The 24,812-nt window shown below is 71.3% G+C and carries 23 protein-coding genes; 13 read left to right on the forward strand and 10 right to left on the reverse strand.

Annotation, left to right across the window (positions count from 1 at the left end):
- Position 1: 1 nt before the first annotated feature.
- Positions 2–991, reverse strand: coding sequence for an aliphatic sulfonate ABC transporter substrate-binding protein (locus tag LOK46_RS31160; RefSeq protein WP_273564758.1), 990 nt, complete (start codon positions 989–991; stop codon positions 2–4).
- Between the two features lie 493 nt (positions 992–1,484).
- Between LOK46_RS31160 and LOK46_RS31165 the strand changes: the two genes are divergently transcribed.
- From LOK46_RS31165 to LOK46_RS31180, 4 genes are read left to right on the forward strand one after another with little or no spacing between them, the layout of a single operon-like run.
- Positions 1,485–2,708: a monooxygenase gene (locus tag LOK46_RS31165; RefSeq protein WP_273564759.1), complete on the forward strand. Its 1,224-nt coding sequence runs from the start codon at positions 1,485–1,487 to the stop codon at positions 2,706–2,708.
- Positions 2,709–2,715: 7 nt separating this feature from the next.
- Positions 2,716–4,065 (forward strand): LLM class flavin-dependent oxidoreductase, encoded by a 1,350-nt coding sequence (locus LOK46_RS31170; RefSeq protein WP_273564760.1) that lies wholly within the window; start codon positions 2,716–2,718, stop codon positions 4,063–4,065.
- 23 nt (positions 4,066–4,088) lie between these two features.
- Positions 4,089–5,333, forward strand: coding sequence for a sulfite dehydrogenase (gene soxC, locus LOK46_RS31175; RefSeq protein ID WP_273564761.1), 1,245 nt, complete (start codon positions 4,089–4,091; stop codon positions 5,331–5,333).
- Positions 5,326–5,862 carry a c-type cytochrome gene (locus tag LOK46_RS31180; protein WP_443192929.1) on the forward strand — a complete coding sequence of 179 codons (537 nt, stop codon included), beginning with the start codon at positions 5,326–5,328 and terminating at the stop codon, positions 5,860–5,862. The genes soxC and LOK46_RS31180 overlap by 8 nt, the downstream gene beginning before the upstream one ends.
- A gap of 91 nt (positions 5,863–5,953) precedes the next feature.
- Here LOK46_RS31180 and LOK46_RS31185 read toward each other — a convergent pair whose 3' ends face one another.
- From LOK46_RS31185 to LOK46_RS31195, 3 genes are read right to left on the reverse strand one after another with little or no spacing between them, the layout of a single operon-like run.
- Positions 5,954–6,844, reverse strand: coding sequence for an ABC transporter permease (locus LOK46_RS31185; RefSeq protein WP_273564763.1), 891 nt, complete (start codon positions 6,842–6,844; stop codon positions 5,954–5,956).
- On the reverse strand, positions 6,841–7,716 hold the full coding sequence (locus LOK46_RS31190; RefSeq protein WP_443192919.1) for an ABC transporter ATP-binding protein: 876 nt from the start codon (positions 7,714–7,716) through the stop codon (positions 6,841–6,843). Before LOK46_RS31190 ends, LOK46_RS31185 begins: the two co-directional genes overlap by 4 nt.
- Positions 7,717–7,729: 13 nt before the next feature.
- Complete coding sequence (locus LOK46_RS31195) at positions 7,730–8,764, reverse strand: ABC transporter substrate-binding protein (protein WP_273564764.1); 1,035 nt, start codon at positions 8,762–8,764, stop codon at positions 7,730–7,732.
- An 882-nt stretch (positions 8,765–9,646) separates the two neighbouring features.
- Between LOK46_RS31195 and LOK46_RS31200 the strand changes: the two genes are divergently transcribed.
- Positions 9,647–11,764 (forward strand): TonB-dependent siderophore receptor, encoded by a 2,118-nt coding sequence (locus tag LOK46_RS31200; RefSeq protein WP_273564765.1) that lies wholly within the window; start codon positions 9,647–9,649, stop codon positions 11,762–11,764.
- 226 nt (positions 11,765–11,990) lie between these two features.
- A complete protein-coding gene (locus tag LOK46_RS31205) occupies positions 11,991–13,055 on the forward strand; it encodes a HoxN/HupN/NixA family nickel/cobalt transporter (protein ID WP_273564766.1) in 1,065 nt (354 codons plus the stop codon).
- 88 nt (positions 13,056–13,143) lie between these two features.
- On the opposite strand, the gene LOK46_RS31210 is transcribed toward LOK46_RS31205, so the two are convergent.
- The gene (locus tag LOK46_RS31210) at positions 13,144–13,392 is read right to left on the reverse strand and encodes a DUF6894 family protein (RefSeq protein ID WP_273564767.1); all 249 of its coding nucleotides are present in this window, start codon (positions 13,390–13,392) and stop codon (positions 13,144–13,146) included.
- Positions 13,393–14,017: 625 nt separating this feature from the next.
- Positions 14,018–14,281 carry a hypothetical protein gene (locus tag LOK46_RS31215; protein WP_273564768.1) on the reverse strand — a complete coding sequence of 88 codons (264 nt, stop codon included), beginning with the start codon at positions 14,279–14,281 and terminating at the stop codon, positions 14,018–14,020.
- Between the two features lie 628 nt (positions 14,282–14,909).
- On the opposite strand from LOK46_RS31215, the gene LOK46_RS31220 reads away from it, so the two are divergent.
- Complete coding sequence (locus tag LOK46_RS31220) at positions 14,910–15,185, forward strand: GNAT family N-acetyltransferase (RefSeq protein ID WP_273564769.1); 276 nt, start codon at positions 14,910–14,912, stop codon at positions 15,183–15,185.
- A gap of 84 nt (positions 15,186–15,269) precedes the next feature.
- Here LOK46_RS31220 and LOK46_RS31225 read toward each other — a convergent pair whose 3' ends face one another.
- Complete coding sequence (locus LOK46_RS31225) at positions 15,270–16,595, reverse strand: TAXI family TRAP transporter solute-binding subunit (RefSeq protein ID WP_273564770.1); 1,326 nt, start codon at positions 16,593–16,595, stop codon at positions 15,270–15,272.
- A gap of 88 nt (positions 16,596–16,683) precedes the next feature.
- Complete coding sequence (locus LOK46_RS31230) at positions 16,684–17,292, reverse strand: PAS domain-containing protein (RefSeq protein WP_273564771.1); 609 nt, start codon at positions 17,290–17,292, stop codon at positions 16,684–16,686.
- A 266-nt stretch (positions 17,293–17,558) separates the two neighbouring features.
- On the opposite strand from LOK46_RS31230, the gene LOK46_RS31235 reads away from it, so the two are divergent.
- Together LOK46_RS31235 and LOK46_RS31240 are read left to right on the forward strand one after the other, a co-directional pair.
- On the forward strand, positions 17,559–17,798 hold the full coding sequence (locus LOK46_RS31235; protein ID WP_273565221.1) for a type II toxin-antitoxin system Phd/YefM family antitoxin: 240 nt from the start codon (positions 17,559–17,561) through the stop codon (positions 17,796–17,798).
- Between the two features lie 4 nt (positions 17,799–17,802).
- Positions 17,803–18,249, forward strand: coding sequence for a type II toxin-antitoxin system VapC family toxin (locus LOK46_RS31240; RefSeq protein ID WP_273564772.1), 447 nt, complete (start codon positions 17,803–17,805; stop codon positions 18,247–18,249).
- 54 nt (positions 18,250–18,303) lie between these two features.
- Here LOK46_RS31240 and LOK46_RS31245 read toward each other — a convergent pair whose 3' ends face one another.
- On the reverse strand, positions 18,304–18,915 hold the full coding sequence (locus LOK46_RS31245) for a TetR/AcrR family transcriptional regulator (protein WP_273564773.1): 612 nt from the start codon (positions 18,913–18,915) through the stop codon (positions 18,304–18,306).
- Positions 18,916–19,140: 225 nt separating this feature from the next.
- On the opposite strand from LOK46_RS31245, the gene LOK46_RS31250 reads away from it, so the two are divergent.
- Complete coding sequence (locus LOK46_RS31250; protein ID WP_273564774.1) at positions 19,141–20,226, forward strand: alpha/beta hydrolase family protein; 1,086 nt, start codon at positions 19,141–19,143, stop codon at positions 20,224–20,226.
- Positions 20,227–20,312: 86 nt separating this feature from the next.
- Here the strand turns inward: LOK46_RS31250 and LOK46_RS31255 are convergent, their stop codons facing one another.
- Positions 20,313–20,876, reverse strand: a complete 564-nt coding sequence (locus LOK46_RS31255) for a TetR/AcrR family transcriptional regulator (protein ID WP_273564775.1) — start codon at positions 20,874–20,876, stop codon at positions 20,313–20,315.
- A 102-nt stretch (positions 20,877–20,978) separates the two neighbouring features.
- Between LOK46_RS31255 and LOK46_RS31260 the strand changes: the two genes are divergently transcribed.
- The 3 genes from LOK46_RS31260 (at position 20,979) to LOK46_RS31270 (ending at position 24,739) form a co-directional block, all read left to right on the forward strand.
- On the forward strand, positions 20,979–22,184 hold the full coding sequence (locus tag LOK46_RS31260) for an MFS transporter (RefSeq protein WP_273564776.1): 1,206 nt from the start codon (positions 20,979–20,981) through the stop codon (positions 22,182–22,184).
- A gap of 193 nt (positions 22,185–22,377) precedes the next feature.
- Entirely contained in the window at positions 22,378–23,454 is a 1,077-nt protein-coding gene (locus LOK46_RS31265) for a catalase family protein (RefSeq protein WP_273564777.1), read from the forward strand.
- Positions 23,455–23,608: 154 nt separating this feature from the next.
- Positions 23,609–24,739 carry an epoxide hydrolase family protein gene (locus tag LOK46_RS31270; RefSeq protein ID WP_273564778.1) on the forward strand — a complete coding sequence of 377 codons (1,131 nt, stop codon included), beginning with the start codon at positions 23,609–23,611 and terminating at the stop codon, positions 24,737–24,739.
- Positions 24,740–24,812 lie beyond the last annotated feature (73 nt).

Genomic DNA, 24,812 nt, shown 5'->3' on the forward strand with positions numbered 1-24,812 from the left:
CTCAGCCCCGCCCCGCCGGCGCCTGCCAGATCGGCACGTCGGTGGCGTCGATCCGGCGCGGGATGAGCTTGGCCTCGTAGAACACGTCGGCGATGGCCTGCTGCTCGCCGAGCTGGGCGCGATCCACCGGCTCGACCGCGTAGGTGCGGCGGCTGTTGGCGGCGGCCACGACCGGCGGCGGCAGGTCGCCCCAGATCGGGGCCAGGAGCGCCACGGCCTCCTCCGGATTCGCCCGCATCCAAGCGCCGGCCTCGACCAGCGCCCGGTAGACGACGGCGACGACCTCGGGCTGCGCGGCGACGAAGCTGTCGTTGACGAGGTAGTAGCGGTGATAGCTCGTCAGACCGGTGGCGTCGGCCACGACCCGCACCGGGCGCTTGGCCTGCGCGAAGGCGAGGAACGGGTCCCAGATCGACCACGCGTCGAGGCTGCCCTGCTCGAAGGCGGCCGCGCCCTCCGGCGCCTGGAGATAGGCCGGCTTGATGTCGGAAAAGCTCAGTCCCGCGCGCTTCAGCGCGGCGGCGAGCAGGTAGTGGCTGCCCGAGCCCCGGGAGACGCCGACCGTGCGGCCCTTCAGGTCCGCGATCGTGCGGATCGGCGACTCCGCCGGCACGATGATCGCCTCGGCGGAGGGCGCGCCGCGCTCGCGGGCGTAGAAGGTCAGCGGCGCCCTGGCCGATTGCGTGAAGATCGGCACCGCGTCGGCGACGTCGGCGTGGATGTCGACGGCGCCGGCCGACATGGGCTCGATCACGCTGGTGAACAGGTGCCAGCTCGGCGCGAACCCTAGGGGGGCCAGACGCTCGGCCAGCGTCCCCTTCACCTTCAGCACGGTGAACAGCACCGAGGAGCGCTGCATGCTGATCTTCACCTCGCGGGGACCGGCCCGCACCGCCGGTGCGCCGAGCGCCACGGTCGCGGCCCCGCCGAGGCAGGCCTGCAGCACCGCTCGGCGGGACGGGGCGATCCGGCTCAACGTGTCGTCGGTCATCGAGATCTCACGGATCGGAAGGTCTAGTTGAATGAGAGGCCGGATATGCGCGCCGGACGGAGATTCTTCGAAGATCCGCGCCGCATCCCGCTGCGCACTATTGAAGACCGGCGCCGATGATCGGATCAATGGAATAGGATTTCTATTTCGTCGCGGGATGGAAAAGCGTGTCCTCCCGATGACGGTGCGCGCAGCAAAGGCATCTCCCGATCGCAGGGGTGTGCCGGTCCCGTATCGTCGGCGGCTTCGGCTGCCCCGACGGCAGGGCCGGACCAGGCGCCGCAGAGGATCTTCGTGACGGTCTCTGTGGGTGAAGAAAGGTATTTTCTCCAAGGATCGACACGTAAATCAAAACTATTTCCGAGGGAGATCTGCCGAGATGAAGGTCCCAAATGCCTGGCCGGCGTCGGGATTCAGCTTGAGTACGGAGATCATCTCACCGATTCCATGGCCGTGCGCCCGGTGGCGCGGGTCGGATCGGGAACAGGAAGCCATGTCGCAGACGGAAGCGGGGTGGGGTGCGGGGCCGAGCGCGCGCTACGAGGCGCTGGCGGACCGGTTCCGCCCGGTCTTCGCCGAGATCCGCGCCACCGCGGTCGAGCGGGACCGCACCCGCGGCCTGCCCCATGCCGAGATCGGCTGGCTGCGGGAGGCGAACTTCACCACCCTGCGCCTCGCCGCCGAGGAGGGCGGACACGGCGCCAGCCTTCCGGAGCTGTTCGCGCTGCTGATCGAGCTGTCCCAGGCGGATTCCAACGTCACCAACGCCCTGCGCGCCCATTTCGGCTTCACCGAGGACGCGCTGTGCTCCGCGTCGGCCGCGTGGCGCACCGCCTGGATCGCCCGGATCGGTGCCGGCGAGACGATCGGCAGCGGCGTCTCCGAGACGGGTCCCGCCAAGGTCGGCGCCTTCGACACGGTGGTCCGGCGCCGCGACGGGAGTCACGTCGTCGACGGCCGGAAATTCTACACCACGGGCTCGCTGTTCGCGGATTACATCCATCTCTCGGCCGAGGACGAGGCGGGCGGCGCCGTGACCGCCGCGGTGCCGGTGCGCGCCCCGGGCGTGACCATCGTGGACGACTGGGACGGGTTCGGGCAGGCGCTCACCGCCAGCGGCACCGCGACCTTCGAGGACGTCGTGCTCGATCCCGCGCTGATCAAGCCGGATCCGGCGCGCTTCCCCTACGCCATGGCGTTCTTCCAGCTGGTGCATCTCGCCACGCTCGCCGGGATCGGCCGGGCCGCGGCCGAGGACGTGGCCCGGCTCGTGGCCGAGCGTGCCCGGGTCTACAGCCACGGCAATGCCGGGCGCGCGGCGGACGACCCTCAGATCCAGGCGGTGGTGGGGCGCGTCCGGGGGAACGCCTACGCGGCCGGCGCCGTGGTGCTGAAGGCCGCCGAATCCCTCCAGCGGGTCTACGACGCGCATCGGGCCGGCGACGGCGCGGCGACGGAACGGGCGACGACGCTCGCCGATGTCGAGGTCAACCAGGCGGTGAGCGTGGTGACCGATCTCGTGCTCCAGGCCACGACGAGCCTGTTCGACGCGCTCGGCGCCTCGGCGGTGAAGGTGGGCCTCGGCCTCGACCGCTACTGGCGCAACGCCCGCACCATCGCGTCCCACAACCCGCGGATCTACCGGGACCGGATCGTCGGGGCCTTCGCGGTCACCGGCGCGCCGCCGCCGCGCCAGTACCGCGTCGGATCGGCGTGAGGCGACCGTGCCGCGCCGCCGCGACCGCATGCGCCTGGGCGCGTTCCTGTACCCCGGCGGGCACCACGTCGCCGCGTGGCGGCACCCGTCCGCGCAGGCGGATGCCGGGATCAACGCCGCCCATTACCGGCAGATCGCCCGGACCGCCGAGGCCGCGAAGTTCGACCTGATCTTCCTCGCCGACGGCGTCAGCATCCGGGGCGACGATCTCGACGCCCTGAGCCGCACGGCGATCCGCTACGTCGGCCAGTTCGAGCCGCTGACCCTGCTGTCGCACCTCTCGGCCGTGACCGAGCGGATCGGCCTCGTGGCGACGGCCTCGACCACCTACAACGAGCCGTTCCACGTCGCCCGCAAGTTCGCCTCGCTCGACCACCTGAGCGGCGGCCGCGCCGGGTGGAACCTCGTCACCTCGGCCGATCCGCGGGAGGCCTGGAACTTCAGCCGGGAGAGCCACCTCGCCCACGCCAACCGCTACGCCCGTGCGGAGGAATTCGTGGACGTGGTCCGCGGCCTCTGGGATTCCTACGCGGACGACGCCTTCGTGCGCGACCGGGACTCCGGCCGCTTCTTCGAGCCCTCGAAGCTGCACCTCCTCGCCCACGAGGGCGAACACTTCTCGGTCCGCGGTCCCCTCAACGTCCCGCGCCCGCCGCAGGGGCATCCGGTGGTGGTGCAGGCGGGCTCGTCGGAGGCCGGCAAGGCGCTCGCCGCCCGCACCGCCGAGGTGATCTTCACCGCCCAGCAAACCCTCGAGGACGCCGTGGCGTTCTACGCCGACGTGAAGGGCCGGATGGCGGGGCACGGCCGCGACCCGGACCACCTGAAGATCATGCCGGGCGCCTTCCCGGTGGTCGGCCGGACCGAGGCGGAGGCGCAGGACAAGTTCGCCGCCCTGCAGGCCCTGATCCACCCCGTCGTCGGCCGCTCGCTCCTGGAGCAGCTCACCGGCGCCGACCTCTCGGCCTACCCGGACGACGCGATCGTGCCGGACCTGCCCGAGACCAACGGCGGCAAGAGCCGCCAGGAACTGTTCCTGCGCCTCGCCCGGCGCGAGGGCCTGACCATCCGCGACCTGTACCTGCGCGCGGCCAGTGCCCGCGGGCACTGGGTGATCGTCGGGACGCCCGGACAGATCGCCGACGCCCTGCAGGAGCGCTTCGAGGCGCGCGGCGCGGACGGCTTCAACATCATGCCGCCGACACTGCCCGGGGGCCTCGACGATTTCGCCACCCTCGTCATCCCCGAACTGCAGCGCCGGGGCCTGTTCCGGCGGGACTATGAGGGCGCGACGTTGCGTGAGAATCTCGGCCTGCCCCGGCCGGCCGGCCGGGCGTGGCGGAGTGCCAGGGGATGAGCCATTGACGATGAGCTGTGCCGATGAGCCGTGACGATGAACCCCCGCCGGCGCGCCGCCGCTTCCTCGCACAGGGCGCGGCGGCGGCCGCGGCCGTCCTCGCGGGCGGGCCGGGCCGGGCGGAGGAGGCGTCGCCCCCGGCCGTTCCCGAATGGATGAAGAGCCCGGGCGCCGATGTCGGCAGCCAGACCTACGGCCGGCCCTCGCGCTTCGAGGACGGCGTGATCCGCAACGTCCCGAAGGGTCTGAAGCAGTATATCTCGGCGTCGAGCCGCACGCCGCTGCAGGATCTCGACGGCATCCTGACGCCCAACGGCCTGTTCTACGAGCGCCACCACGGCGGCATCCCGGACATCGATCCGGCCCGGCACCGGCTGATGATCCACGGGCTCGTCGAGACGCCGCTGATCCTCACCATGGAGGACATCCGCCGCTTCCCGTCGGAGTCGCACATCTACTTCCTCGAATGCTCGGGCAACCCGGGCTTCGAGGCCATCAAGGGGCGGACGGCGTCGGACCTCGTCGGCCTCGTCAGCTGCGCCGAATGGACGGGCGTGCGCCTCGCGACCGTGCTGGCGGAGGCCGGGCTCAAGCCGGACGCGCGGTGGGTCGTGGCCGAGGGGGCGGACGCCGCCGCGCTGACCCGCAGCATCCCGATCGCCAAGTGCCTCGACGACGCCCTGCTGGTCTACAGCCAGAACGGTGAGCGGCTGCGCCCGCAGCAGGGCTACCCGCTCCGGGTGCTCCTGCCCGGCTACGAGGGCAACATGAGCGTGAAGTGGCTGCGCCGGCTCAACGTCACGGCGGAGCCGGCCTATTCCCGCGAGGAGACGGCGAAGTACACGGACCTGATGGCCGACGGCACGGCCCGGCAATTCACCTTCGTCATGGAGGCCAAGTCGATCATCACGCGGCCCTCGGGCACGCAGCGGATCGCCCCCGGCTTCCACGAGATCACCGGCCTCGCCTGGAGCGGGCGCGGGCGGATCCGCGGCGTGCAGGTCTCGGCCGACGGCGGCGCGAGCTGGCGCGACGCGGCCCTGCAGGAGCCGGTGCTCAACCGGGCGCTGACGCGTTTCCGCCTGCCCTGGCACTGGGACGGCACGCCGACGACCATCGCGAGCCGGGCGATCGACGAGACCGGGTACGTCCAGCCGAGCTTCAACGCGCTGACGGCGGTGCGCGGCCTCAAATCCTTCTACCACAACAACGCGGTCGTGCCCTGGCGCATCGCGGCGGACGGCGAGGTGGCCAATGGCTATGCGTGAAGCCCGCGCCGCCGTCGGCATGGCCCTGGTGCTGGCCTGCGCCGGGCCGGCGCGGGCCGGCGAGCGCCTCGGGATCGGTCGCCCGGCCTCGCAGGCCGAGATCGCCGCCTGGGACATCGATATCGACCGCGACGGGCGGAAGCTGCCGCCGGGGAACGGCAGCGTCGCGCGGGGGCGCGCGGTGTTCGACGCGCAGTGCGCGTCCTGTCACGGCGGCCGGGGCGAGGGCGGGCTCGGCGAGCGGCTCGTCGGCGGGCAGGGCACGCTCGCCTCGCCGAAGCCGCTCAAGACCGTCGGCAGCTTCTGGCCCTACGCGCCGACCCTGTTCGACTACATCCGGCGAGCGATGCCGATGAACGCACCGCAATCGCTCAGCGCCGACGACGTCTACGCGGTCTCTGGCTACGTCCTGTACCTGAACGGGCTCGTCCCGGAGAGCGCCGTGGTCGATGCCGCCACCCTGGCCGCCGTCCGGATGCCGAACCGCGACGGGTTCGTCCCCGATCCCAGGCCGGACGTGAAACCCTGACGGGAGCGGCATGCCCGCCGCAGCCGGTGCCGGATCGCGCCGCGCCTGCCCGGGGCGGGATCGCGGGGCGCGGCGCCGACATGTCTGGCCCTCAGCGGACGACGCCCCAGCGCCGCACCGTCACCCGCTCCAGGGTGGCGAACACGCCGTTCTCGATGACGAGCCCGATCAGGATGACCAGGAGCAGGCCGGCGAAGACCCGGTCGGTGTAGAGCTCGTTGCGGTTCTGATAGATGTACCAGCCCAGGCCGCCCTTGCCGGAGGCCGCCCCGAAGACCAGCTCCGCCGCGATCAGGGTCCGCCACGCGAAGGCCCAGCCGATCTTGAGACCCGACAGGATCGCCGGCAGCGCCGCCGGGATCAGCACCTGCCAGACATACGCGAGGCCGGCCAGTCCGTAATTGCGTCCCGCCATGCGCAGGGTGTCCGGGACGCCCTGGAAGCCCGCGAAGGTGTTGAGTGCGAGTGGCCACAGGACCGCGTGGACCAGCACGAAGACGAGGCTGCCGTTGCCGAGGCCGAACCAGAGCAGCGCGAGCGGCAGCAGCGCGATCGCCGGCAGCGGGTTGAACATCGCCGTCAGCGTCGAGAGCAGGTCGCGGCCGAGCTGTGTCGAGACCGCCAGCGTCGTCAGCCCGAAGGCGAGGACGACACCGATCAGGTAGCCCTGCGCCAGGACCGCGAGGGAGATCCAGACGCGCGCGACCAGCTCCCCGTCGGCCAGCCCCTCCACCAGGGCCGACAGGGTCGCGGTGAAGCTGGGCAGCAGGAGATCGTTGTTCTGGACGCGCGCCAGTGCCTCCCAGGCCGCCGCCAGGACGGCGAGGATCAGGCTCTTGCGGAGCCAGCCCTGCTGCCAGAGCCGTGTCGACAGCGGCAGCGCCCGGGCGACCGGCGCCCCCGCGAAGGGCGGGAGGGGGCGGTCGTATTCCGGCCGGATCGGCGGCAGGGCGCGGCTTCCCGAGGCGAGCGGCGGGGTCACGGGGCGGCCCTCGCCGCAATCTCCGCCGCCGGTTCGAACAGGCGGTCGTGCAGGCGCTGGGCGGCGGCCTGGAAATCGCGGCTCCCGAGGCTCGTCAGGTCGAAGGCGTGGCTGTTGACCTCGCTGCGGACGCGCCCCGGATGGGGCGAGAGCAGCGCCACCCGGTTGCCTACCACCAGGGCCTCCTCGATGGAGTGGGTGACGAACAGCAGCGTGAAGCGGACCTCCTCCCAGAGCGCCAGCAGCTCCTCCTGCATCTTGCGCCGGGTGAGGGCGTCGAGGGCCGCGAAGGGCTCATCCATCAGCAGCACCCGGGGCTGCATGGCGAGCGCCCGGGCGATGGCCACGCGCTGCTTCATGCCGCCGGAGAGCTGGTGCGGGTAGCTCCCGGTAAACGGCGTCAGGCCGACCTTGTCGATGAAGTGGCGCGCCCGCTCGGCGGCCGCCCGCCGGCCGAGGAGGCCGGAGGCCCGCAGCGGGAAGGCCACGTTCTGCAGCACGGTCTTCCAGGGCGGAAGCTGATCGAATTCCTGGAAGACGACGATGCGGTCCGGCCCCGGCCCCCGCACCGCGTTGCCGTCGAGGGTGATCGTGCCCTCGCTCGGTGGAAGGAAGCCCGCCACCGCCTTGAGCAGGGTGGACTTCCCGCAGCCAGAGGGACCGAGCAGGACGAAGCGGTCCGCCTCGTAGACGTCGAGGTCGACGCGGTGGGCGGCGCGGACCACGCGGGTCGGGGTCCGGTAGTCCAGGCTGACGCCCGCGATGCGCAGGAGCGGCGGCGGCAGCGCGGCGGGCGCGGGCTCCCCGCCATCCTGAGCCGGCGCGTCCGGCTCCGGCATCGCGGGCCTCGCGCGCGCGTCGGTCAGGGTCATCGAGGCCGCCCGCTCAGCTGCCCGCCGCGGTGCGCGGGCTGTCGAAGAAGTAGTCGGTCAGCGCCTTGGGCTCCGTCTTGATGGCGCCGACGCGGTGCATGAACTGGCCGAGGCCGAGGGTGTTCTGCGGCTCGACCTTGAAGCTGACCTGCGGGTTCCTGATCACCTTGAGGAGCAGGTCGCGATCGATCCGGCTGTTGCTCGCCTTGATGTAGATGTCGGCCGCCTTCTCGGGGTTCTCGGTGACGAACTTCGCCGCCTCGTCGAGCGCGTCGAGGAAGGCCGCGTAGGTCTTGGGGCTGTCCCGGTAGAAGCGCTCGGTCCCGTACAGCACGGTCGAGGAGGCCGGACCGCCCTGGACGTCGTAGGAGCTCAGCACGACGTGCGCGTTCGGGTTCTCGGCCAGCTCCTGGTCCTGGAAGGGCGGATTGCCGAAATGGGCGGTGATCTCGGTGCCGCCCTTGATGATCGCGGCCGTCGCCTCCGGGTGCGGGACGGCGACGCTGATCCTGTCGAGCTTGGCGAACTCCTTGTCGCCCCAGAGCTTGGCGGAGGCCCATTGCAGGATGCGCGACTGGACCGACACGCCGACCGCCGGCACGGCGACGCGATCGGCCTCGGTCAGGTCCGCGATCGACTTCACCGCCGGCCGATTGCTGACGAGATAGTAGGGAAAGTTGCCGAGCGAGGCGATGCCCCTGACGCCCTGCCGGCCGCGGGTGCGGTCCCAGATGGTGAAGAGGGGCCCGACACCGGCACCGCCGACGTCGATCGACCCGGAGAGCAGCGCGTCATTCACGGCCGAGCCGCCGGAGAGCTGCACATACTCCACCGCGATGTCGAGACCCGCGGCCTTGCCGTGCTTCTCGACGAGCTTCTGGTCCTCGATGACGTTCAGCAGCAGGTAGACGACCCCGAACTGCTTGGCGATGCGCAGCCGACCCTCCGCGGCGGCGGCGGGGCCGAGCATCAGCCCGGCGAGCGCCAGGCCGCCGGCCAGGGCCGCAATCCGCCTGCGCGAGACCAAGCTCCACCGTGTCTCGACCATGTCCGTCCTCGATAAGCCCGCGTCGATGGATCGATGCGGGTACCACTATAAGAAATGCACCGAAGATCTGACGTTTTGTTGGAGATCGGTCAACAAGAACCTTCTTTTACAATCTGCGTCATGAGAGATATAGATGTTCTCATATCAATCGCATCTTTGAAGGATCATTCCGTCAGAGGAGCGGACAACCCGGTCGCGCTCCACGTTCGATCCGGTGCGGTCGCTTCGGTACCGGGCAGCTGAGGTGCTGACGCGCGTAGCGGCTCTCGGGATGACACCGAGGGAGAGACCGGATCCCCGGCCGGCCATGGGCCTGGGCTGCCTCTGACCTGCCGGCCCGCATCCTCCACGGGCGGCGGTCGCGAGAACAAGACAGCAGTCGCGGCGCCGCGGCGCCGCTGTGTCCGTTCGGCCACGGCTGCCGTAACATTATTACATTCGCCTGTCTGGCCGTTGACCCGGCCGGGCACCGCGGCAACTATCCTCCCGCCAAGGTTCCCTGGCCCAGGCCCGGGGCTGAGACGGGCATTCGGTGCGCTCTTCGGAGCGCGGCCGGATCTGCCCCGCACCTGTCGACGGGGCGTGCCCGCTATCCACGGCCGCCGGTGCCCCGCACCGGGACGGTCCTGCGGCGGCGGCCCGCGTCAGGTGACCGGCCTTCGGCGCGATGACGTTCCTCGGGCGCGGTGCCCCAGCGGAGCGCGCGGTGCCGCCCGTCCGGGCGCGACGCCGCTCGCCTCCGCGCGGCCGCGCGCCGGCAGCAGCGAGTGTGTGGTGGCGAGTTCTGGACGACCGTCCTTCCGCGAAAGTCCCGGGCGGCGCCGGGGATACGCCGGCCCTGCGCGGGCGCGCCGCGGCAGCCCGCGCCTGGCACTGGCGGCCATGCTGTCGGCCGGCGCGCCGGTCGTCGAGGTCCGCGCGCAGGAGAGCGTGACCCTGGAGGAGCTGTCGGTCGAGCATGTCGGCGACGGTGCCGGTCTCACGACGGCGTCCGGGCGCGGGACCATCGGCCTGATCGGCCCGACCCCGGGCTACGGCGCGGGCACCGCCGTCAGCGCGACGCGCACGGCGACGCCGCAGATCGACGTGCCCGTGGCCGTGTCGGTGGCGCCGCGCGAGACGATCACCGATATCGCCGCCACCCGCGTCGACCGGGTCTTCGACTACCTGCCCGGCGTCGCCCGGCAGAACAATTTCGGCGGCCTGTCGATCTTCAGCTACGCCATCCGCGGCGTCACGACCTCCGAGATCTACAAGAACGGCTTCCCCCTCAACCGGGGGACGCCGCCGCCGCCGGATGCCCAGAACATCGAGCGCATCGAGGTGCTCAAGGGCCCGGGCGCGGCCCTGTTCGGGCGCAGCGATCCCGGCGGCCTCGTCAACCTGATCACCAAGCAGCCGACCGCCGAGCGGTTCGTCGAGTTCGGCAACCAGGTCGACTCGTTCGGCCTGACCCGGGGCACGATCGATGCCGGCGGCGCGCTGAGCGCGGACGGCACGGTCCTCTACCGCTTCAATCTCGCCGCCCAGGGCGCGGGCAGCTTCCGCGATTTCGTGGACAGCGACCGGCTCCTCGTGGCGCCGGTGGTCAGCTGGCAAGTCACCCCGGACACGCGGATCACGGTCGAGACCGAGTTCGTGAAGAACCGGATCGTCTTCGACCGGGGCGTCATCGCGCTGAACCGGCAGCTCGGATTCCTGCCCGTCTCCCGCTTCCTCGGCGAGCCCGGCCAGAGCACCTATCAGAACAACAACACTCTGCAGGTTCGCGTCGACCACCGGTTCGACGAGAACTGGCAGCTTCGCCTGGCGACCTACTTCAACACGGGCGATCTCGCGGGTGAATCGGCGGAGATCCGCGCCATCGCTGCCGACAACCGCACGGTCTCGCGCGACCGCAACGTGCGCGACTACCGCTGGGACGTGGCCGTCGGCCAAGCCGACCTCGTCGGGCGCTTCGATACCGCCGGCATCGGCCACACGCTTCTTCTCGGCATGGACCGGGAGAGCACCGACAGCCGCACGCAGTACTTTCGCTCCAACTTCCGCACGAGCCCGTTCGCCCTGGACATCTACGCCCCGGTCTACGGGCAGGCGCTGCCGCCGATCACCATCCCGCGCAACAACCTGGAGCGGATCACCAACACCGGCCTCTACGCGCAGGACGAGATCGTCCTGAGCCCCGAATGGCGGGCGCTCGTCGGTGTGCGCCTCGACATCTTCGAGCAGAGCTTCCGCGAGCGCGCCGTTCGCAGCCAGGTCGACCAGTCGCGGGTGGCCGCGTCGCCCCGGGCGGGCCTCGTCTACAGGCCGATCCCGGAACTCGCCCTCTACACCAACGTCGGCACGAGCTTCCGGCCGAATACCGGTCCGGACGCCGCCGCCGTCACCCGCGGCACGGCCCTGCCGCCCGAGACCGGCCTCGGCTACGAGGTCGGCGCCAAGTCCGAGCTGTTCGGCGGCAGCCTGCTCCTCACCGCCGCGGCCTTCCGCGTGGAGCGGGAGAACGTGCTGACCCCCGACCCCGCGAATACCGGCTTCTCCCTCGCCGCCGGGGCCGTCCGCAGCCAGGGCTTCGAGCTGACGGCCCAGGGGCAGATCACGCCGGAACTGAAGCTCCTGGCCGGCTACGTCTACGCCGATGCCCGGGTGACCAAGGACAACGTGCTGCCGGTCGGGGCCCCGCTCATCAACGTGCCGCGCCATTCCGGCAGCCTCCTCGCGGTCTACGAGCCGGAGGGCGCGTGGCGCGGCTTCGGTGTCGGCGGCGGCGTGCGGGGCGTGGGCACGCGCGCCGGCGACGCGGCCGGCTCGGGCTTCACGCTGCCGGCCTACGTCGCGGTCGACGCGCTCGCCTACTACCGCTTCGACAATGCCCGGATCGCGCTCAACGTCGAGAACATCTTCGACACCGCGTACTACGAGAGTTCGCTCAACGTGTTCCGGGTCTATCCGGGCTCGCCCCGGCGGATTACCGGCTCCGTGACGGTGCGGTTCTGATGGCGAGCCCGCGGCCACCTGTCCGGGCGCAGGTTCCGGGCGCGGCCCCCGGGCGAGAGAGCGGCCGGATGCGCCCGGGTGACCCGGCGCGTCGGGGCCGCCGCGAGACTGCCCCGCTCGCGGTACTCCGCAGCTTGGCCGGTTCTGCGCTATGTCGGATGGCGCGCGGCGGCGCAGGGCCGGGCGGCGGGGCCGAGGGGACGATGGTCGGGTGGGTAAGGGTTTGATGGAAGCGATCGTCCCGACCGATGGTACGGCGCGCCGCGGCGTGCGACGCCGTATCGGTCTGCTCTACCTCGTCCTGATCGCGGCCAACATCGCGGCCTGGATGTGGGCCTACAGCCTGTTCGCCGGCCAGCCGGCGCTGCTCTCGACCGCGCTGCTGGCCTACGTCTTCGGGTTGCGCCACGCGGTCGATCCCGACCACATCGCGGCGATCGACAACGTCACCCGCAAGCTGATGCAGGCGGGCCAGCGGCCGGTCTCGGTCGGCTTCTGGTTCGCGCTCGGCCACTCCACCGTCGTGGTGGTGGCCGCGGCCGCGGTGGCGCTGGCCGCGACCAGCCTGATCACGGCCTCGGAGGGCTACCGGGAACTCGGCGGCCTGATCGGCACCGGCGTCTCGGCCGCCTTCCTGATCCTCATCGGCCTCGTCAACCTCGTCGTCCTCGCGGGCGTCTGGCGCGCGTTCCGGCAAGTGCGCCGCACCGGCCGCTACGTCGAGGCCGACTTCGACATGCTGCTGGCCAACCAGGGCGTTCTCGCCCGGATCCTGCGGCCCCTCTTCCGCCTCGTGACGCGCTCCTGGCACATGTACCCGCTGGGCCTGCTCTTCGCGCTCGGCTTCGACACCGCCACGGAGGTGAGCCTCTTCGGGCTCTCGGCCGCCCAGGCCAGCCAGGGCACCGACCTCTGGACGATCCTGGTCTTCCCGGCGCTGTTCACCGCCGGGATGACGCTGGTCGACGCGACCGACGGCGTGCTGATGCTCGGCGCCTACAGCTGGGCCTATGTCCAGCCCATGCGGAAGCTGTTCTACAACCTCACCATCACCCTGGTATCGGTGGCGGTCGCGCTGGTGGTCGGAACGCTGGAGGCGCTGAACCTCCTGGCGGACAAGCTCAACCTTCAGGGCTGGCTCTGGCAGCGGATCGCCGCGGTCAACGACCATTTCGGCGTGCTCGGCTTCGGAATCGTCGGGCTCTTCGCGGCGGCGTGGCTCCTGTCGTTCCTCATCTACCGCCTCGGCCGGTTCGACCGGATCGAGGTCAAACCGGCCGATATCCCCTGACCGTCGTCGGCCGTGCCCACGCGGGACGTCCGGCGCCGGTGAGCGGGACCGACATCGGGGCGTGCCGGATGCGCGACGCGGGCCGAACCTACTCGGCCGCCTCGCTCAGCCTCAGGCCGGTGAAAGTCAGCGTCGCCGTGTAGATCGGCGCGCCCGCCGCATCCCGGACTACCACCGTGTAGGTTTGCCTGTCCCCGTCGCTCGGGATCTCCCATCGCGCGACGTCCGGGAGGGAGATCATCGCTTCTCTGCGCGCGGCGTCGAAGTCGGCGCACTCGGTCCCGTCCACGTCGCGCTGCAGCTGACCGTCGTGGATATCGAAGAAATAGCGCGGCACCCACGCCTCCGTGACTGGCTTCCCCTCACGAAAGCTAACCGGGATCAGAAACGCCGGTTCTCGGTGCCCGATCCGCGCCGCGCCCGTCCTCGCGGCCAGGGCGGGAGTTCGGCGCGGAACTCACGGTCGCGCTTCCGGCGAGAGGTCCGGCGGCGACCCGAGAGGGCGTCGCGCGGGCCCCTGCCGTCATCGCCTCAGGCGGCCCGCACGGTGGTCAGAGAGCGGCCACCTCCTCCGACAGATTCTCGGATTGCCGTGACCGTTCCGACGCCGACCTCACGGCGCGATAACCCGGGTCTATACCGCAGAGGACCGTCTTCGCGACCGCGTCCGCTTTGACTGACGGGAAGGCGGTGTCTCGCGCCTCCGCCACGGATCGTCGGACGATGCGAGCGGCGGGATTGACCGGGCATCCCGTGCTGTCTCGGATCGCGCGTCCCGACGTGTCGACCGGCGGTCGAACAGGTCGTGGCGCAGCCGGGTCATCCCCCCGAACGGACACGTCGCACGCGGCCTGGATCCGAACTCAGAGCGCCGCGAAGGCGCGCGGCACGACGAGTCCGCTTCGGCAACTCCGGGGCGGGCGCGTGACCTTGGAATGGCGGTCGCGGCGCCCGGGACTGTCTCAGCGGTCTCTCGTCTTCAGGGTACGAGAGTCCTGCGTCTTGTTCCCGTCGTCGGCCGGCGAGGCTCCCGGAACGCCGGTGTTGCCCGAGCCTCCGCCCCTCTCTCCGCTCTTCATCTGATCACCGTGCTGCATCCGCTGCTCGCCCGACCCGGAAGGAGCTGGCCCGGATGTCGATCCTCCCGCGGCGCCCTGTGCCGTCGCCGCGCCGGTCGCCCCGAGAAGGAGCGACGACACGAGGACAAAGATCCGGATTGAGGTCATGATGCTCTCCTGAAAACTACCATTGAGCAAGCGCAGAGAGCTGTACAAGTTCCGCAACATCTCGGAATACGGATCAGAATTTGACGATGTTATGTTTTTCTTATTGAATATTGCGGGTCAGCCTGCCGAAACATCCGACGGCTGGCCGCATGCGCGCGCATCCCGGACTCCCCGCGGCAACGCCCGCAGGACTTCCGACGCGACGCGGCGGACTGGGCTGACAGCGGTGCGGAGAACCGGTGGAACCGGCGCGCCGACGATGCCGGCACAAAATAACCGCCGCGGCCGAAGCCGGGCGGTCCAGGTGGTCTCGGGATGTCCAGAGTTAGACGATCGCGAGCCTCGCTTAATCCGCGCCGCGCGGAGCGGCCCGCCGTGCCGAACACACCGGCCGCGTCGTCCGGCGGGTTTCGTCGTGCTGGGACGCTCGCACGCTAGGTCCGCGTCGTCGGCGGCGATGCCGACGCGTCGGTGCTGATGCGCGTCCGCGACGAGGACCGGCGACCCATATAACCCTCGCGGACGCGCGGGCCTCCGGGACGTCGTCCGAGACGGCGCGGGGATCCTGCGAAGCAGTGGGTCAAAGCGGTGTCTGCCGATCTGAGCCGCGCGAAGCCAGGGGACGAGGATGATCGAGACGGTGCGCGACAATGTCGAGCAAGGCCGGTTCGAGTTGCAGGTCGGCGGCGACGTCGCCTTCGCGACCTACCGGCGCGAACCGGGCCGGCTCGTCATCGGCTACGTCTACGCGCCGCCGGTCCTGCGCGGCACTGGGGCCGCCGCGCGGCTCATGGAGGCGGTTGCGGCGCACGCGCGCGCCGAGGGCGATCGGATCGTGCCCTTGTGCGGCTACGCCCGGGCGTGGCTGCGCGGGCACCGGGCGCATCGCGACCTGCTCGCGTGAGCGCGCGATCAGGCGCGCGCCACGGCGGCTCGCCCGAGTTCCCGTCGCCGCCCGCCGCGCCCGGCCCGCGATCGGGTGCCCGGTTTACGGCATCCGTTGCGCCGCATGCCGCCGCCGGCGCTGGACGGCCTCGCGGACATGGGTGACGAGCAGTGCGACGAGGCGGATCTCGACGCTCTCCGTCCGCCGATGGGCCTCCATCCGGATCGTCTCCGCCGCGAGCGCGTCGGCCTCCCGTTCCAGCTGATCGAGCTCGGCCGGATCGGCACTCGAGACGGACAGCCAGATCTCCAGGAGGCGCATGACCCGGGTGGGCGGCTGCTGCGGCCGGAAGCGCCGATACAGGCCGATGCCCGCCGCGCCGAGCGAGGCCGCCGCGCTGATCATGAGCCCGACCCAGTAGGCCGCGTTCTGCGCCTGATCGCTCAGGCTGGGCTGGTTTCCGGTCAGGTACGCCGTGGCGCCCGGATGGATCGGCAGCGCCTGGACCTTGTCGTCGGTGTCGGGGGCCTCGATGCCGGCCAGATCGTCGTCGAGCGCGACGAGCCGCGGCTTGCCGGTGAGAACCTCGCGGGTGATCTCGCCCGCCAGCCAGTCCGGCATGGCGCCGCGGGCCACGAGCCGGTGACTGACGGATAGCGTGGTGATGTCGTCGCCCGGTGCCGGCAGGGAGCCGAGGAACGCGCCCTTGGGCACGTCGATCGTGTCGAGCACGGGGTGCTCCTTGGCGATCGCCGCCGCCTCGTCGACCTCGAACAGCTTCACCGCCCCGGAGCCTTTGCGCAGCGCTGTGAAGAGCGGCAGCCACAGCGCGCTGCCGACCGGGGCCACCACGAACACCGAACCGATCTGGCGGCTGCGGGCGGCCTCCGTCAGCTGATCGATCGTCAGGATCCTGCGATGCACGCTGCTCGGGGGGATGCCGAAATGCGTCAGGATCAGGTCGAGCAGGCGCGGGTCGAGCTTCCGCCCGTCGAGGAGCCCGATGGTGCTGCCCCGCAGCTTGGCCACGCTGTCGACGGCGCTGCCCCCGGGCGCGACGAAGACCACCGCGTCGCGGCGCAGGATGACGAGGGTCTGCCCGTCCTTCGGCGCGGCATCGCTGCGCACCAGGGCGAGCTGGGTCTCGCCCTTGTCCAGGGCCGCCGACGCCCCGAGGCGATCCGGCTCGAAGATCGTCCGGATGCGCACCCGCGGATGCTGGGTCTCGAAGAGCTGCGTCAGGGCCTGGGCGGCCTCCCGGTCCTCGGTGCTGGTCTTGGCGACCGCGATGTCGAGGGAGAGCAGGCCGAGGAGGAGATGGACGAGCAGGGCGACGATGGCGGCCCCGGCGATGACCCCGAGGACGATGATGGTCGTTCTGGAACGCCGGATCATCCGTGCCGCGCTGATCTGCCGATCCGCCAGCATAGCGCGATCGCGCGGCCCAGTCTGCCGCGCGCCGACAGGATCGGACGACGCCCCGCCCCGTGATCGATCGGGCGGCGGCGCGCCGCGATCAGTTCATGTGGCGGTGCCGGTCCTGGACCTCCTGTAGGGCGAGCTTGCGGCCGAGCGTCATCAGCAGCGCGTCGGCCCGCACCTTCAGCTCCGCGTCCCCCAGCTCGCTGATCGCGTACATCGCCGCGATGGCGTGATCCGCCGCCTGTTCCAGGGGTGTCGCCTCCGGATACGGCGCGGCCTCGTCGGCGATGTCCTCCAGCATCCGCATCCGGGTGATGTCCAGGAGGATGCCGCTGCCGCCCCGCGGCCGTCCGACATGGTCGCCGGAGAAGCGGCCGCGCACCAGGACCCAGCGCGTCTGACCGTCCACGGAGGTCACCCGATGCTCGGCGAGGTACGGGGTGCCCTCGCGAGCACTGCGCCGGATCAGGTCCTCGACCCGCTCTCGGTCGTTCGCGTGGATGCTGTTGAGGTAGCGGGCGAGCGGAACGCCCTCCTCCGCTTCGACCGGATCGACGTTGTAGACCAGGGCGACGAAGGCGTCGGCGCGCACCCGGTCGAGGCCCGCATCCCATTCCCAGCGGCCGACGACGTCGAGCGCGTCGAGCGCGGTCTGGAAGCTTTCCGTGGTTGTTTGCCCGTCTAGGGGCTTAAAAGCTGCCACCCGAGCACCTGTGTTCTGTTAACTATAACATAGGTTGGTCCCAAAATTCTGCAACCGCAAGGGGTGTGGCTCTGATAGCAAACAACTGTGGCGTGCCGGACACGGGGTCGCGCGACGGGCTGTCGGGGGCCGCTCGCTTCGTCCTCAGCTCCTAGGGTCGCCGTGTTCCGTGAAACGCGGCTCGCCGAGCCGGCTGCCCGCGCCAGCCGCACTTGCCGATCCGAGCCAGAACACCCATCATGACCACAGTGGTCACGGAGGGTGCCTTGCAGGAGATTCAGCTTCGGGACGCCAAGGCAACGCTGTCGGCCGTCATCGACCAGGCCAAGCAGGGCGAGCCCTCGATCATCACGCGTCATGGCCGGCCCGAGGCCGTGCTGCTCAGCTTCGAGGACTGGCAGAGGCTGTCCCGCGTCCCGTCGTTCGGCCGCCTGCTCATGGCCGCGCCCGTCGCGGCGGACGACCTCCCCTCCCCGTCCGGTGGGCTCAGAAGCTCCGAGCTGTGACGCCGTGTACCTCGTCGACACCAACGTCCTCTCGGCCGGCGCGCCGACCAAGGCCGTTCCGGCCGTCGAACTGATCGACTGGATGGACCGGAACAGCGCCGGGCTCCACCTCTCCGTCGTCACGATCGCCGAGATCGAGGACGGCATCGCGAAGAGCCGCAGGGAGGGCGCCGCGCGCAAGGCGGAGCGTTTGGCGGAGTGGCTGGAGACCTTGCTGCACCTGTACGCCGCCAAGGTTCTCCCGATCGATCTCGCCGTCGCGCGCCACATCGGCGGGTTGTCCGATCTGGCGCGCGGCCAGGGGCACGCACCCGGCTTCGCGGACCTCGCGATCGCCGCCACGGCGCGCTGCAACGGCTGGACGGTTCTCACCCGGAATGTGCGGCACTTCGCGCCGCTGGGCGTTCCCGCGTGCGATCCCTTCGTGGCGCTGCCAGCCGATCGGCGGTGACGGCGTTGCGCCTGTCGCCACTGGGCAGCGACGGCGTGCCGATCGACCCCGGGGCTATCGGGGCGGTGCGCGGAACTCGGCCGTGAGGTCCGCGAAGGCTGCCTGCAGGAAGGTGTCCACGGCCCGATCTCCGCCCGCCTGGACCCAGGCCTCGATCGCGAGGCGCATCGCACCGAGCGACCCCATGGCGACGAGGCGCAGCGCGGCGCTGCGGGCCGGATCCGGCCAGCGCTCGATCAGCGCGGCATGCAGGGCCTGCTCGTGCAGACCGTAGGCCGCCTGCTTGCGGGCCTTCAGGGACTCGCTGGACCGCATGACGCGGTCGATGCTGATGAACTCCCGGGTCCGGAACCCCGTCGACAGCGTCAGCAGGGCGTCGCGAACGACCTCGACCGGGACCTTGCCCTCCGGTTGGGCCAGGACAGCCTTGCGCAGCGACGCACCGAAGCCGCGCATCTGCCAATCCAGCAGAATCTCTTCCTTTGACTTGAAGTAGTAGAAGAACGTCCGACGCGAGATGCCGGCCGCCTCGGCGATGGAGTCCAGGGTCGTGGCCTCGTAGCCGTGCTGGCTGAACAACCTCAGGCCGGTCTCGGCGATCCGTTCCAGTGTCTCCTGCCGCTTTCGCGCGCGCAGGCTGCCGGGCTTCGGTGGCGGGCTTCCCATGCCGGCGTTGTCGCATGCGATTTCGCACTTGCAAAGTTGCACGCGGTGCAATTATATTTTTTGCACCGAGTGCGATTTTCTTGCACGGCGTCGCCGGGTCTCTGGCGGGCTCGGTTGCCGTTGGCGCACGCGTCGGCGGCCGAAATCTGGCCGGCGCGCTGTGACCGGCGATGCGCAGCCCTGCGGGCCGTCCTGTCACGGCTCCTCTCGCGAAAGCCCTGCCCCATGCTTGATCGCTCCAGTCCGACAGCGGCACGGCCGACGCACAACCGGCGTCAGGTCGGCGCCATGCTGCTGGGGACCCTGGCAGCGGGTGTGACCCGTCCGGCCGCTGCGCAGCCTGTCGTGGAGGACGTCCGGACCGTCGACTTCGACTGGGTCGACGAGGCGCGCCAGCGACCGGTGCCGGTACGCCTGTACTGGCCGAACACGTCGTCGCTCCGGCGGCGCGTCCCGCTCGTCGTGTTCTCGCACGGGCTCGGGCAGTCCCGGACCGGCTACAGCTATCTCGGTCGGCACTGGTCGTCACACGGGGTCGCGAGTCTGCACCTGCAGCACGTCGGCAGCGACACCACCGTGTGGACCGGCAATCCCCTGGCCCTGCTCGACCGGATCGAGCGGGCGGCGCAGGAACGGGAGGCGATCGCGCGGGCGCGCGACCTGCGCTTCGCCCTGGACCGGATCCTCGTCCAGGACGGGGGGGCTTTCGGAGAGCGGATCGACCCGCGCCGGATCGTGGCGGCCGGCCACTCCTACGGTGCCAACACGACGCTGATCGCGGCCGGCGCGCGCGTCATCCGCGACGGGCACCCCCTTCAGGCGCGGGACCCGCGGATCGCGGCCGGCATCGTGATCTCGGCGCCGCCCTTCTACGGCGAGCGCGACCTGCGGGCCGTCCTGGGCGCGGTCGAGATCCCGACCCTGCACGTGACGGCGACCGAAGATGTCATCCAGCTGCCAGGTCGCACCTCGCCGTTCAGCGACCGTCTCGCCGTGTACGAGGCGATCGCGACCCCCCGGAAGGCGTTGGCGGTCTTCCAGGGCGGCTCGCACAGCATCTTCACCGACCGTCCCCTGACCGGCGGTCTGAGCCTGAACCCGCAAGTGAAGGAGGCGACCGCCACCGGGACGCTGGCCTTTCTCGACCTGGCCTTCCGGGGCGATCCGGAGCCGCTGCGCGCGTGGTCCTCGACCTGGAGCCCGATCCTCGCCGTCGCGCCCGCGGGCTACGCGAGCGCGTCGCTGGCGCAACCCTCCGTAACGTCCCGCGGACGGGACCGGACGCGCGCGCACCCTGTTCAGCCGCTCTGACAGGCGGGTCATCGCCCCCTTCGGAGCCGAAACCGTGAGCCCGTTCTCGCCGTCGAGGTCGGCGCGCCGGGGCGGCGATCCCCGGGTCAGGTCGCCTCGCGCGTCGTCAGGGTGCGCTCGACCAGCTCGAGGATCCGCTCCCGGTCCGGCGCGGTCCCGAACAGGATCCGGTAGAGGATCGGCGAGACGACCCCGTCCAGGACCGCCTCGGGGTCCGGGAAGGCCTCGCCGCGGGCCAGGGCCCGATCCGCGATGATCGCGATCTGATCGCGCGTGAAGCTGCAGCATCGCTGGGCACAGTTCGCGTCCGACGCGGCCAGAACGTCCCGGATCATCGCCCGCCCCGGCGCGGACGACATCTCGTCCGCGTACTGTTCCGCCCAGGCCTCGAGATCGGTCCGGCCGCTGCCGGTCACGGCCGGCTCGGCGTCGGGACGCAGCCGCTCGACCGCGACGTCGGCGAACAGCTCGGCGAGCGTGCCCCACCGCCGGTAGATCGTCGACGGCGTCACGCCGGCCGCGGCGGCCACCAGGGGCACCGTGATCTCCGAACGGTCCGTCCGGGTCAGGAGCTCGCGCACGGCCGCCTGAACCGAGGTCTGCACCCGCGCGCTGCGCCCGCCCGGGCGCGGTCCCTGCCTCGTCGTCATCCTGCACTCTGCCGTCTAGGGCGCCACAAACGCAAAGATGTTGCGTTTGTGGCGCCAAGGGACTACGCATCAAACGCAACGGATTAGCGTTTAGGGTTGCCCATGACCAGCGACACCAACCTGAAAGTTGTGGCTGTCGCGGGCGGCGGCACGCTGTTCTTCCACGCGGCGGTGCTCGGCACCTTCCTCGCCGGGTCCGCCGCGCCGACGCCGCTGTACCGGTTCTATCAGGAGACCTACGCGCTCTCCCCTGTGCTCACGACCGCGGTGTTCGCGGTCTACGCGCTGGCCCTCCTCAAGGCGCTTCTCGTCGCCGGATCGATCTCGGACCACCTGGGCCGACGGCCGGTGATCTTCGGCGCGCTACTTCTCGAACTCGCGGCCATGCTCCTGTTCACGACCGCCAACGGCGCGTGGGGGCTCATCGCGGCGCGCTTCGTCCAGGGTGTGGCGACCGGTATCGCGGCGAGCTCCCTGGGCGCCGCGCTCGTCGACGTCGACCGGGGGCGGGCCCAGCTCGTGAACGCGATCATGCCGCTGATCGGGATGGCGGTGGGCGCGCTCGGGACCAGCGCGCTGGTGCAGTACGGCCCGCACCCGCTCCGCCTCGTCTACGCGATCCTGGGGGCGGTGTTCGCCGCGCAGGCCGCCCTCCTCTGGCTGACGCCCGAGACCGGGGAGCGCCGCACGGGAGCCCTGCGCGCCCTGAGGCCGCGCGTCGTGGTTCCGCCGCAGGCCAGACGGCCGCTGGCCGCGATCACGCCGACCAACATCGCGACCTGGATGCTCGGGGGCTTCTACCTCTCCATCGTCCCCTCGCTGGTCGTCGCCGCGACGGGCAGCCGGACACCGTTGACGAGCGGCGTCATGGTCGCGGCCCTGATGGTCGCGGGCGCCTTCGCGGTCGTCCAGCGGCGCGGGAGGGATGCGGCGGCCAACCTGACCATCGGGACGCTCGCCATGACGTCCGGTCTCGTCATCGTGCTCGCCGGCATGCACGGCGGGAGCGTGCCGGTCCTGATCGGCGGGACCCTGGTCGGCGGGGCCGGCTTCGGGACGAGCTTCCTCGGTGCCCTCGGGACGATCGTCCCGCTGGCGAAGCCGAGCGAGCGGGCGGAGCTTCTCTCGACCTACTACGTCGAGAGCTACCTGGCCTTCAGCCTGCCGGTGATCTGTGCCGGATATCTCGTGCGCCGGATCGGCTACGTGACGACCGCCGACATCTACGCGGCCGCCATCGTCGCCATGAGCGCGGCCGGGTTCCTGGCTCGGCGGGCGATGGCGTCGCGACGCGCCCTGCCCGGCTGATACTTGGTGCCGTGGCCGCAGCGGGCCGGAAGCGGCCGGTCCGGTTCCGGCGCCCCGAGCAGGATCGCGGAACGCGGTGACAAGCGCCGCAGCGCGTAGCTCCCGCAAAACGTTCACGCGCGATTGAGTGCCGCGCAATCCGGAACGCCGGGCGCCGCCACCGGTTCTGTCCGGACTGATCGGGAGACAGATCTTGCAAGCACCTGTGCGCTACGGCCCGGATGTCGAGACGGTGAGGCCGAACGAGGCGGAGACCATCGCGGGACTGTGCGAGACCTTCGACACGATCCTGCGGCGGGTCGCCGACGATTCCGGCCACGCCGTCCGGTCGGTGCACGCCAAGGCCCACGGGATCCTCGAGGGCGTGCTGCGGATCGAGGACGGCCTCCCGCCTGAGCTGGCCCAGGGCCTGTTCGCAGAGGCGGGCGAGCACGCGGTCTACATGCGCATGTCGACCAATGCCGGCGACGTCCTGCCGGACGCGGTGTCGCTGCCGCGCGGCCTCGCCCTGAAGGTCCTCGACGTCCCGGGCGAGCGTCTGCCGGGCGCGGAGGGCACGACCCAGAACTTCATCATGGTCAACGGACCTGTCTTCCAGGCGCCGAACGCCGAGACGTTCCTCGGCAGCCTGAAGCTCCTGGCCGGCACCGCCGACCGCGCCGAGGGGTTGAAGGTCGCCGCCTCGACGGTCCTGCGCGGCGTCAACAGGGCGCTCCAGGCCGTCGGCGTCGAGAGCCCGACGATCGCCGCCCTCGGCGGCGCGCCCAACGTCGATCCGCTCGGTGAGACCTATTACAGCGTCACGCCGTTCCGCTACGGCGACCACATCGCCAAGTTCTCCCTGCGGCCCGTCGCGCCGGCGCTGACCGCGCGCACCGGCACCGCGATCGACGCCTCCGGCCGGCCGAACGCGATCCGCGAGACCGTACAGTCCGAGATGGCCGGCACGGAGGGCGTGTGGGAGTTCCGGGTGCAGCTCTGCCGCGACCTGGAGCGCCAGCCCGTCGAGGATCCGACCGTCGCCTGGGATGAGGCGGCGGCGCCGTTTCACCGGGTCGCCACGATCACGGTCCGCCCCCAGGACAGCTGGGATCCGGCCCGCGTGCGGGCGGTCGACGAGGCGATGCGGTTCAGCGTCTGGACGGGTCTCGAAGCGCACCGGCCGCTCGGCAACATCAACCGCGCCCGGAACGCGCCGTACAGGCACTCGGCCGCCTTCCGCGAGCGCTTCAACGGCTGCCCGATCCACGAGCCGGCCGCCGCGCGCTGAGGGCGTCGTCGCGCGCGGATGCGGCGGTCCCGCCGCCGGCCGCGAGACCGGCGTGACCGTCCCGGCCCGGCCGCGTTGAAGCAGATCAGCGTCGCGCACACGGGACGGCCGGCTTCGGCGCGATCCCGGGACGCGGACTCGAGCGGAGGCATGCATGCGAGACTTTACCGTCGCCTGGGACGCGGCGCGGCTGGCCTGGGTGCGGGAGCGCGTGCGGGCCTACCGCATGCCGCGCCTGCCGACGGGAGCCGGCTGGCGCTACGGCTGCGATCCGGACTTCCTCGCCGCCCTGCGCGCCCACTGGCTCGACGGCTTCGACGAGGCCGCCGCCGCGACCGAGCTCAACCGCTTCCCGCAGATCCTGGTCCGCGTCGAGGATCTCGACCTGCACGCGGTCCACGTCGTCGGCGAGGCGGAGGGCCGGCGCCCGCTGCTGCTGATCCACGGCTGGCCGGGCTCGATCTACGAGTTCTGGTCGGTGATCGAGCCCCTGGCCTTCCCGTCGCGCCACGGCGGCCGGCCGGAGGACGCGTTCGACCTCGTGATCCCGGCGCTGCCCGGCTTCGGCTTCTCGGGGAAACCCGCCGCGCCGATCGGCGCGCGCACCGCCGCGCGGCTGTTCGACCGCCTGATGCGCGAGGGACTGGGCTACCCGCGCTACCGGGTTCAGGGCGGCGACTGGGGCGCCGGGGTCGCGGCTTGGCTCGGCCTCGACCACGCCGGCGCGCTGGAGGCGATTCACCTGAACTACCTGCTGGTGCAGCCCGATGCCGAGCCGGAGAGCGCGGCGGAGCGCGCTTGGCAGAAGGAGGCCGCGGCCAGCCAGCAGGTGCTCGGGGCCTACGCGCAGCTCCAGGGCACCAAGCCGCTGTCCCTCGGCTACGCCATGGCGGACGAGCCGGTGGCGCAGCTGGCGTGGCTGGTCGAGCGCTTCCACGACTGGGCCGACCTGCGGGAGCGGCCGTTCGCGCAGGTGTTCTCGAACGATCAGCTCCTGACCAACGCCCTGCTCTACATCCTGACCGATTCCTTCGCGACGGCGACGTGGTTCTACGCCGGCGCGCAGCGGGAAAGCGTGCGCCGGATGCCGCCGGGGCGGCGCGTCACGGTGCCGACGGCCTTCGCGGCCTACCCGGATCCGCGCACGCCCACGCCGCCGCGGGACTGGTTGGAGCGCGGCTACGCGGTCTCGCGCTGGCAGACGATGCCGCGCGGCGGGCACTTCGCCGCCATGGAGGCCCCGGACCTGTTCGTCCAGGACCTCCGGGCGTGGGGTCGCGGCTGACGGAGTCATCCCGCCGCATCCCGGACCCGGCCGCGCCCTGAGGCGTTGGCCGGGCATATCCCCCATCGTCGTC

Origin of the sequence: Methylobacterium sp. NMS14P, from assembly GCF_028583545.1 — a bacterium.
Lineage (GTDB): Bacteria > Pseudomonadota > Alphaproteobacteria > Rhizobiales > Beijerinckiaceae > Methylobacterium.

Coding starts and splice junctions, on each gene's coding strand:
- LOK46_RS31160 (WP_273564758.1), bottom strand. CDS start 991: ATGACCGACGACACGTTGAGCCGGATCGCCCCGTCCCGCCGAGCGGTG.
- LOK46_RS31165 (WP_273564759.1), top strand. CDS start 1,485: ATGTCGCAGACGGAAGCGGGGTGGGGTGCGGGGCCGAGCGCGCGCTAC.
- soxC (WP_273564761.1), top strand. CDS start 4,089: ATGAGCCGTGACGATGAACCCCCGCCGGCGCGCCGCCGCTTCCTCGCA.
- LOK46_RS31180 (WP_443192929.1), top strand. CDS start 5,326: ATGCGTGAAGCCCGCGCCGCCGTCGGCATGGCCCTGGTGCTGGCCTGC.
- LOK46_RS31190 (WP_443192919.1), bottom strand. CDS start 7,716: ATGACCCTGACCGACGCGCGCGCGAGGCCCGCGATGCCGGAGCCGGAC.
- LOK46_RS31195 (WP_273564764.1), bottom strand. CDS start 8,764: ATGGTCGAGACACGGTGGAGCTTGGTCTCGCGCAGGCGGATTGCGGCC.
- LOK46_RS31200 (WP_273564765.1), top strand. CDS start 9,647: ATGCTGTCGGCCGGCGCGCCGGTCGTCGAGGTCCGCGCGCAGGAGAGC.
- LOK46_RS31205 (WP_273564766.1), top strand. CDS start 11,991: ATGGAAGCGATCGTCCCGACCGATGGTACGGCGCGCCGCGGCGTGCGA.
- LOK46_RS31215 (WP_273564768.1), bottom strand. CDS start 14,281: ATGACCTCAATCCGGATCTTTGTCCTCGTGTCGTCGCTCCTTCTCGGG.
- LOK46_RS31220 (WP_273564769.1), top strand. CDS start 14,910: ATGATCGAGACGGTGCGCGACAATGTCGAGCAAGGCCGGTTCGAGTTG.
- LOK46_RS31225 (WP_273564770.1), bottom strand. CDS start 16,595: ATGCTGGCGGATCGGCAGATCAGCGCGGCACGGATGATCCGGCGTTCC.
- LOK46_RS31245 (WP_273564773.1), bottom strand. CDS start 18,915: ATGGGAAGCCCGCCACCGAAGCCCGGCAGCCTGCGCGCGCGAAAGCGG.
- LOK46_RS31250 (WP_273564774.1), top strand. CDS start 19,141: ATGCTTGATCGCTCCAGTCCGACAGCGGCACGGCCGACGCACAACCGG.
- LOK46_RS31255 (WP_273564775.1), bottom strand. CDS start 20,876: ATGACGACGAGGCAGGGACCGCGCCCGGGCGGGCGCAGCGCGCGGGTG.
- LOK46_RS31260 (WP_273564776.1), top strand. CDS start 20,979: ATGACCAGCGACACCAACCTGAAAGTTGTGGCTGTCGCGGGCGGCGGC.
- LOK46_RS31270 (WP_273564778.1), top strand. CDS start 23,609: ATGCGAGACTTTACCGTCGCCTGGGACGCGGCGCGGCTGGCCTGGGTG.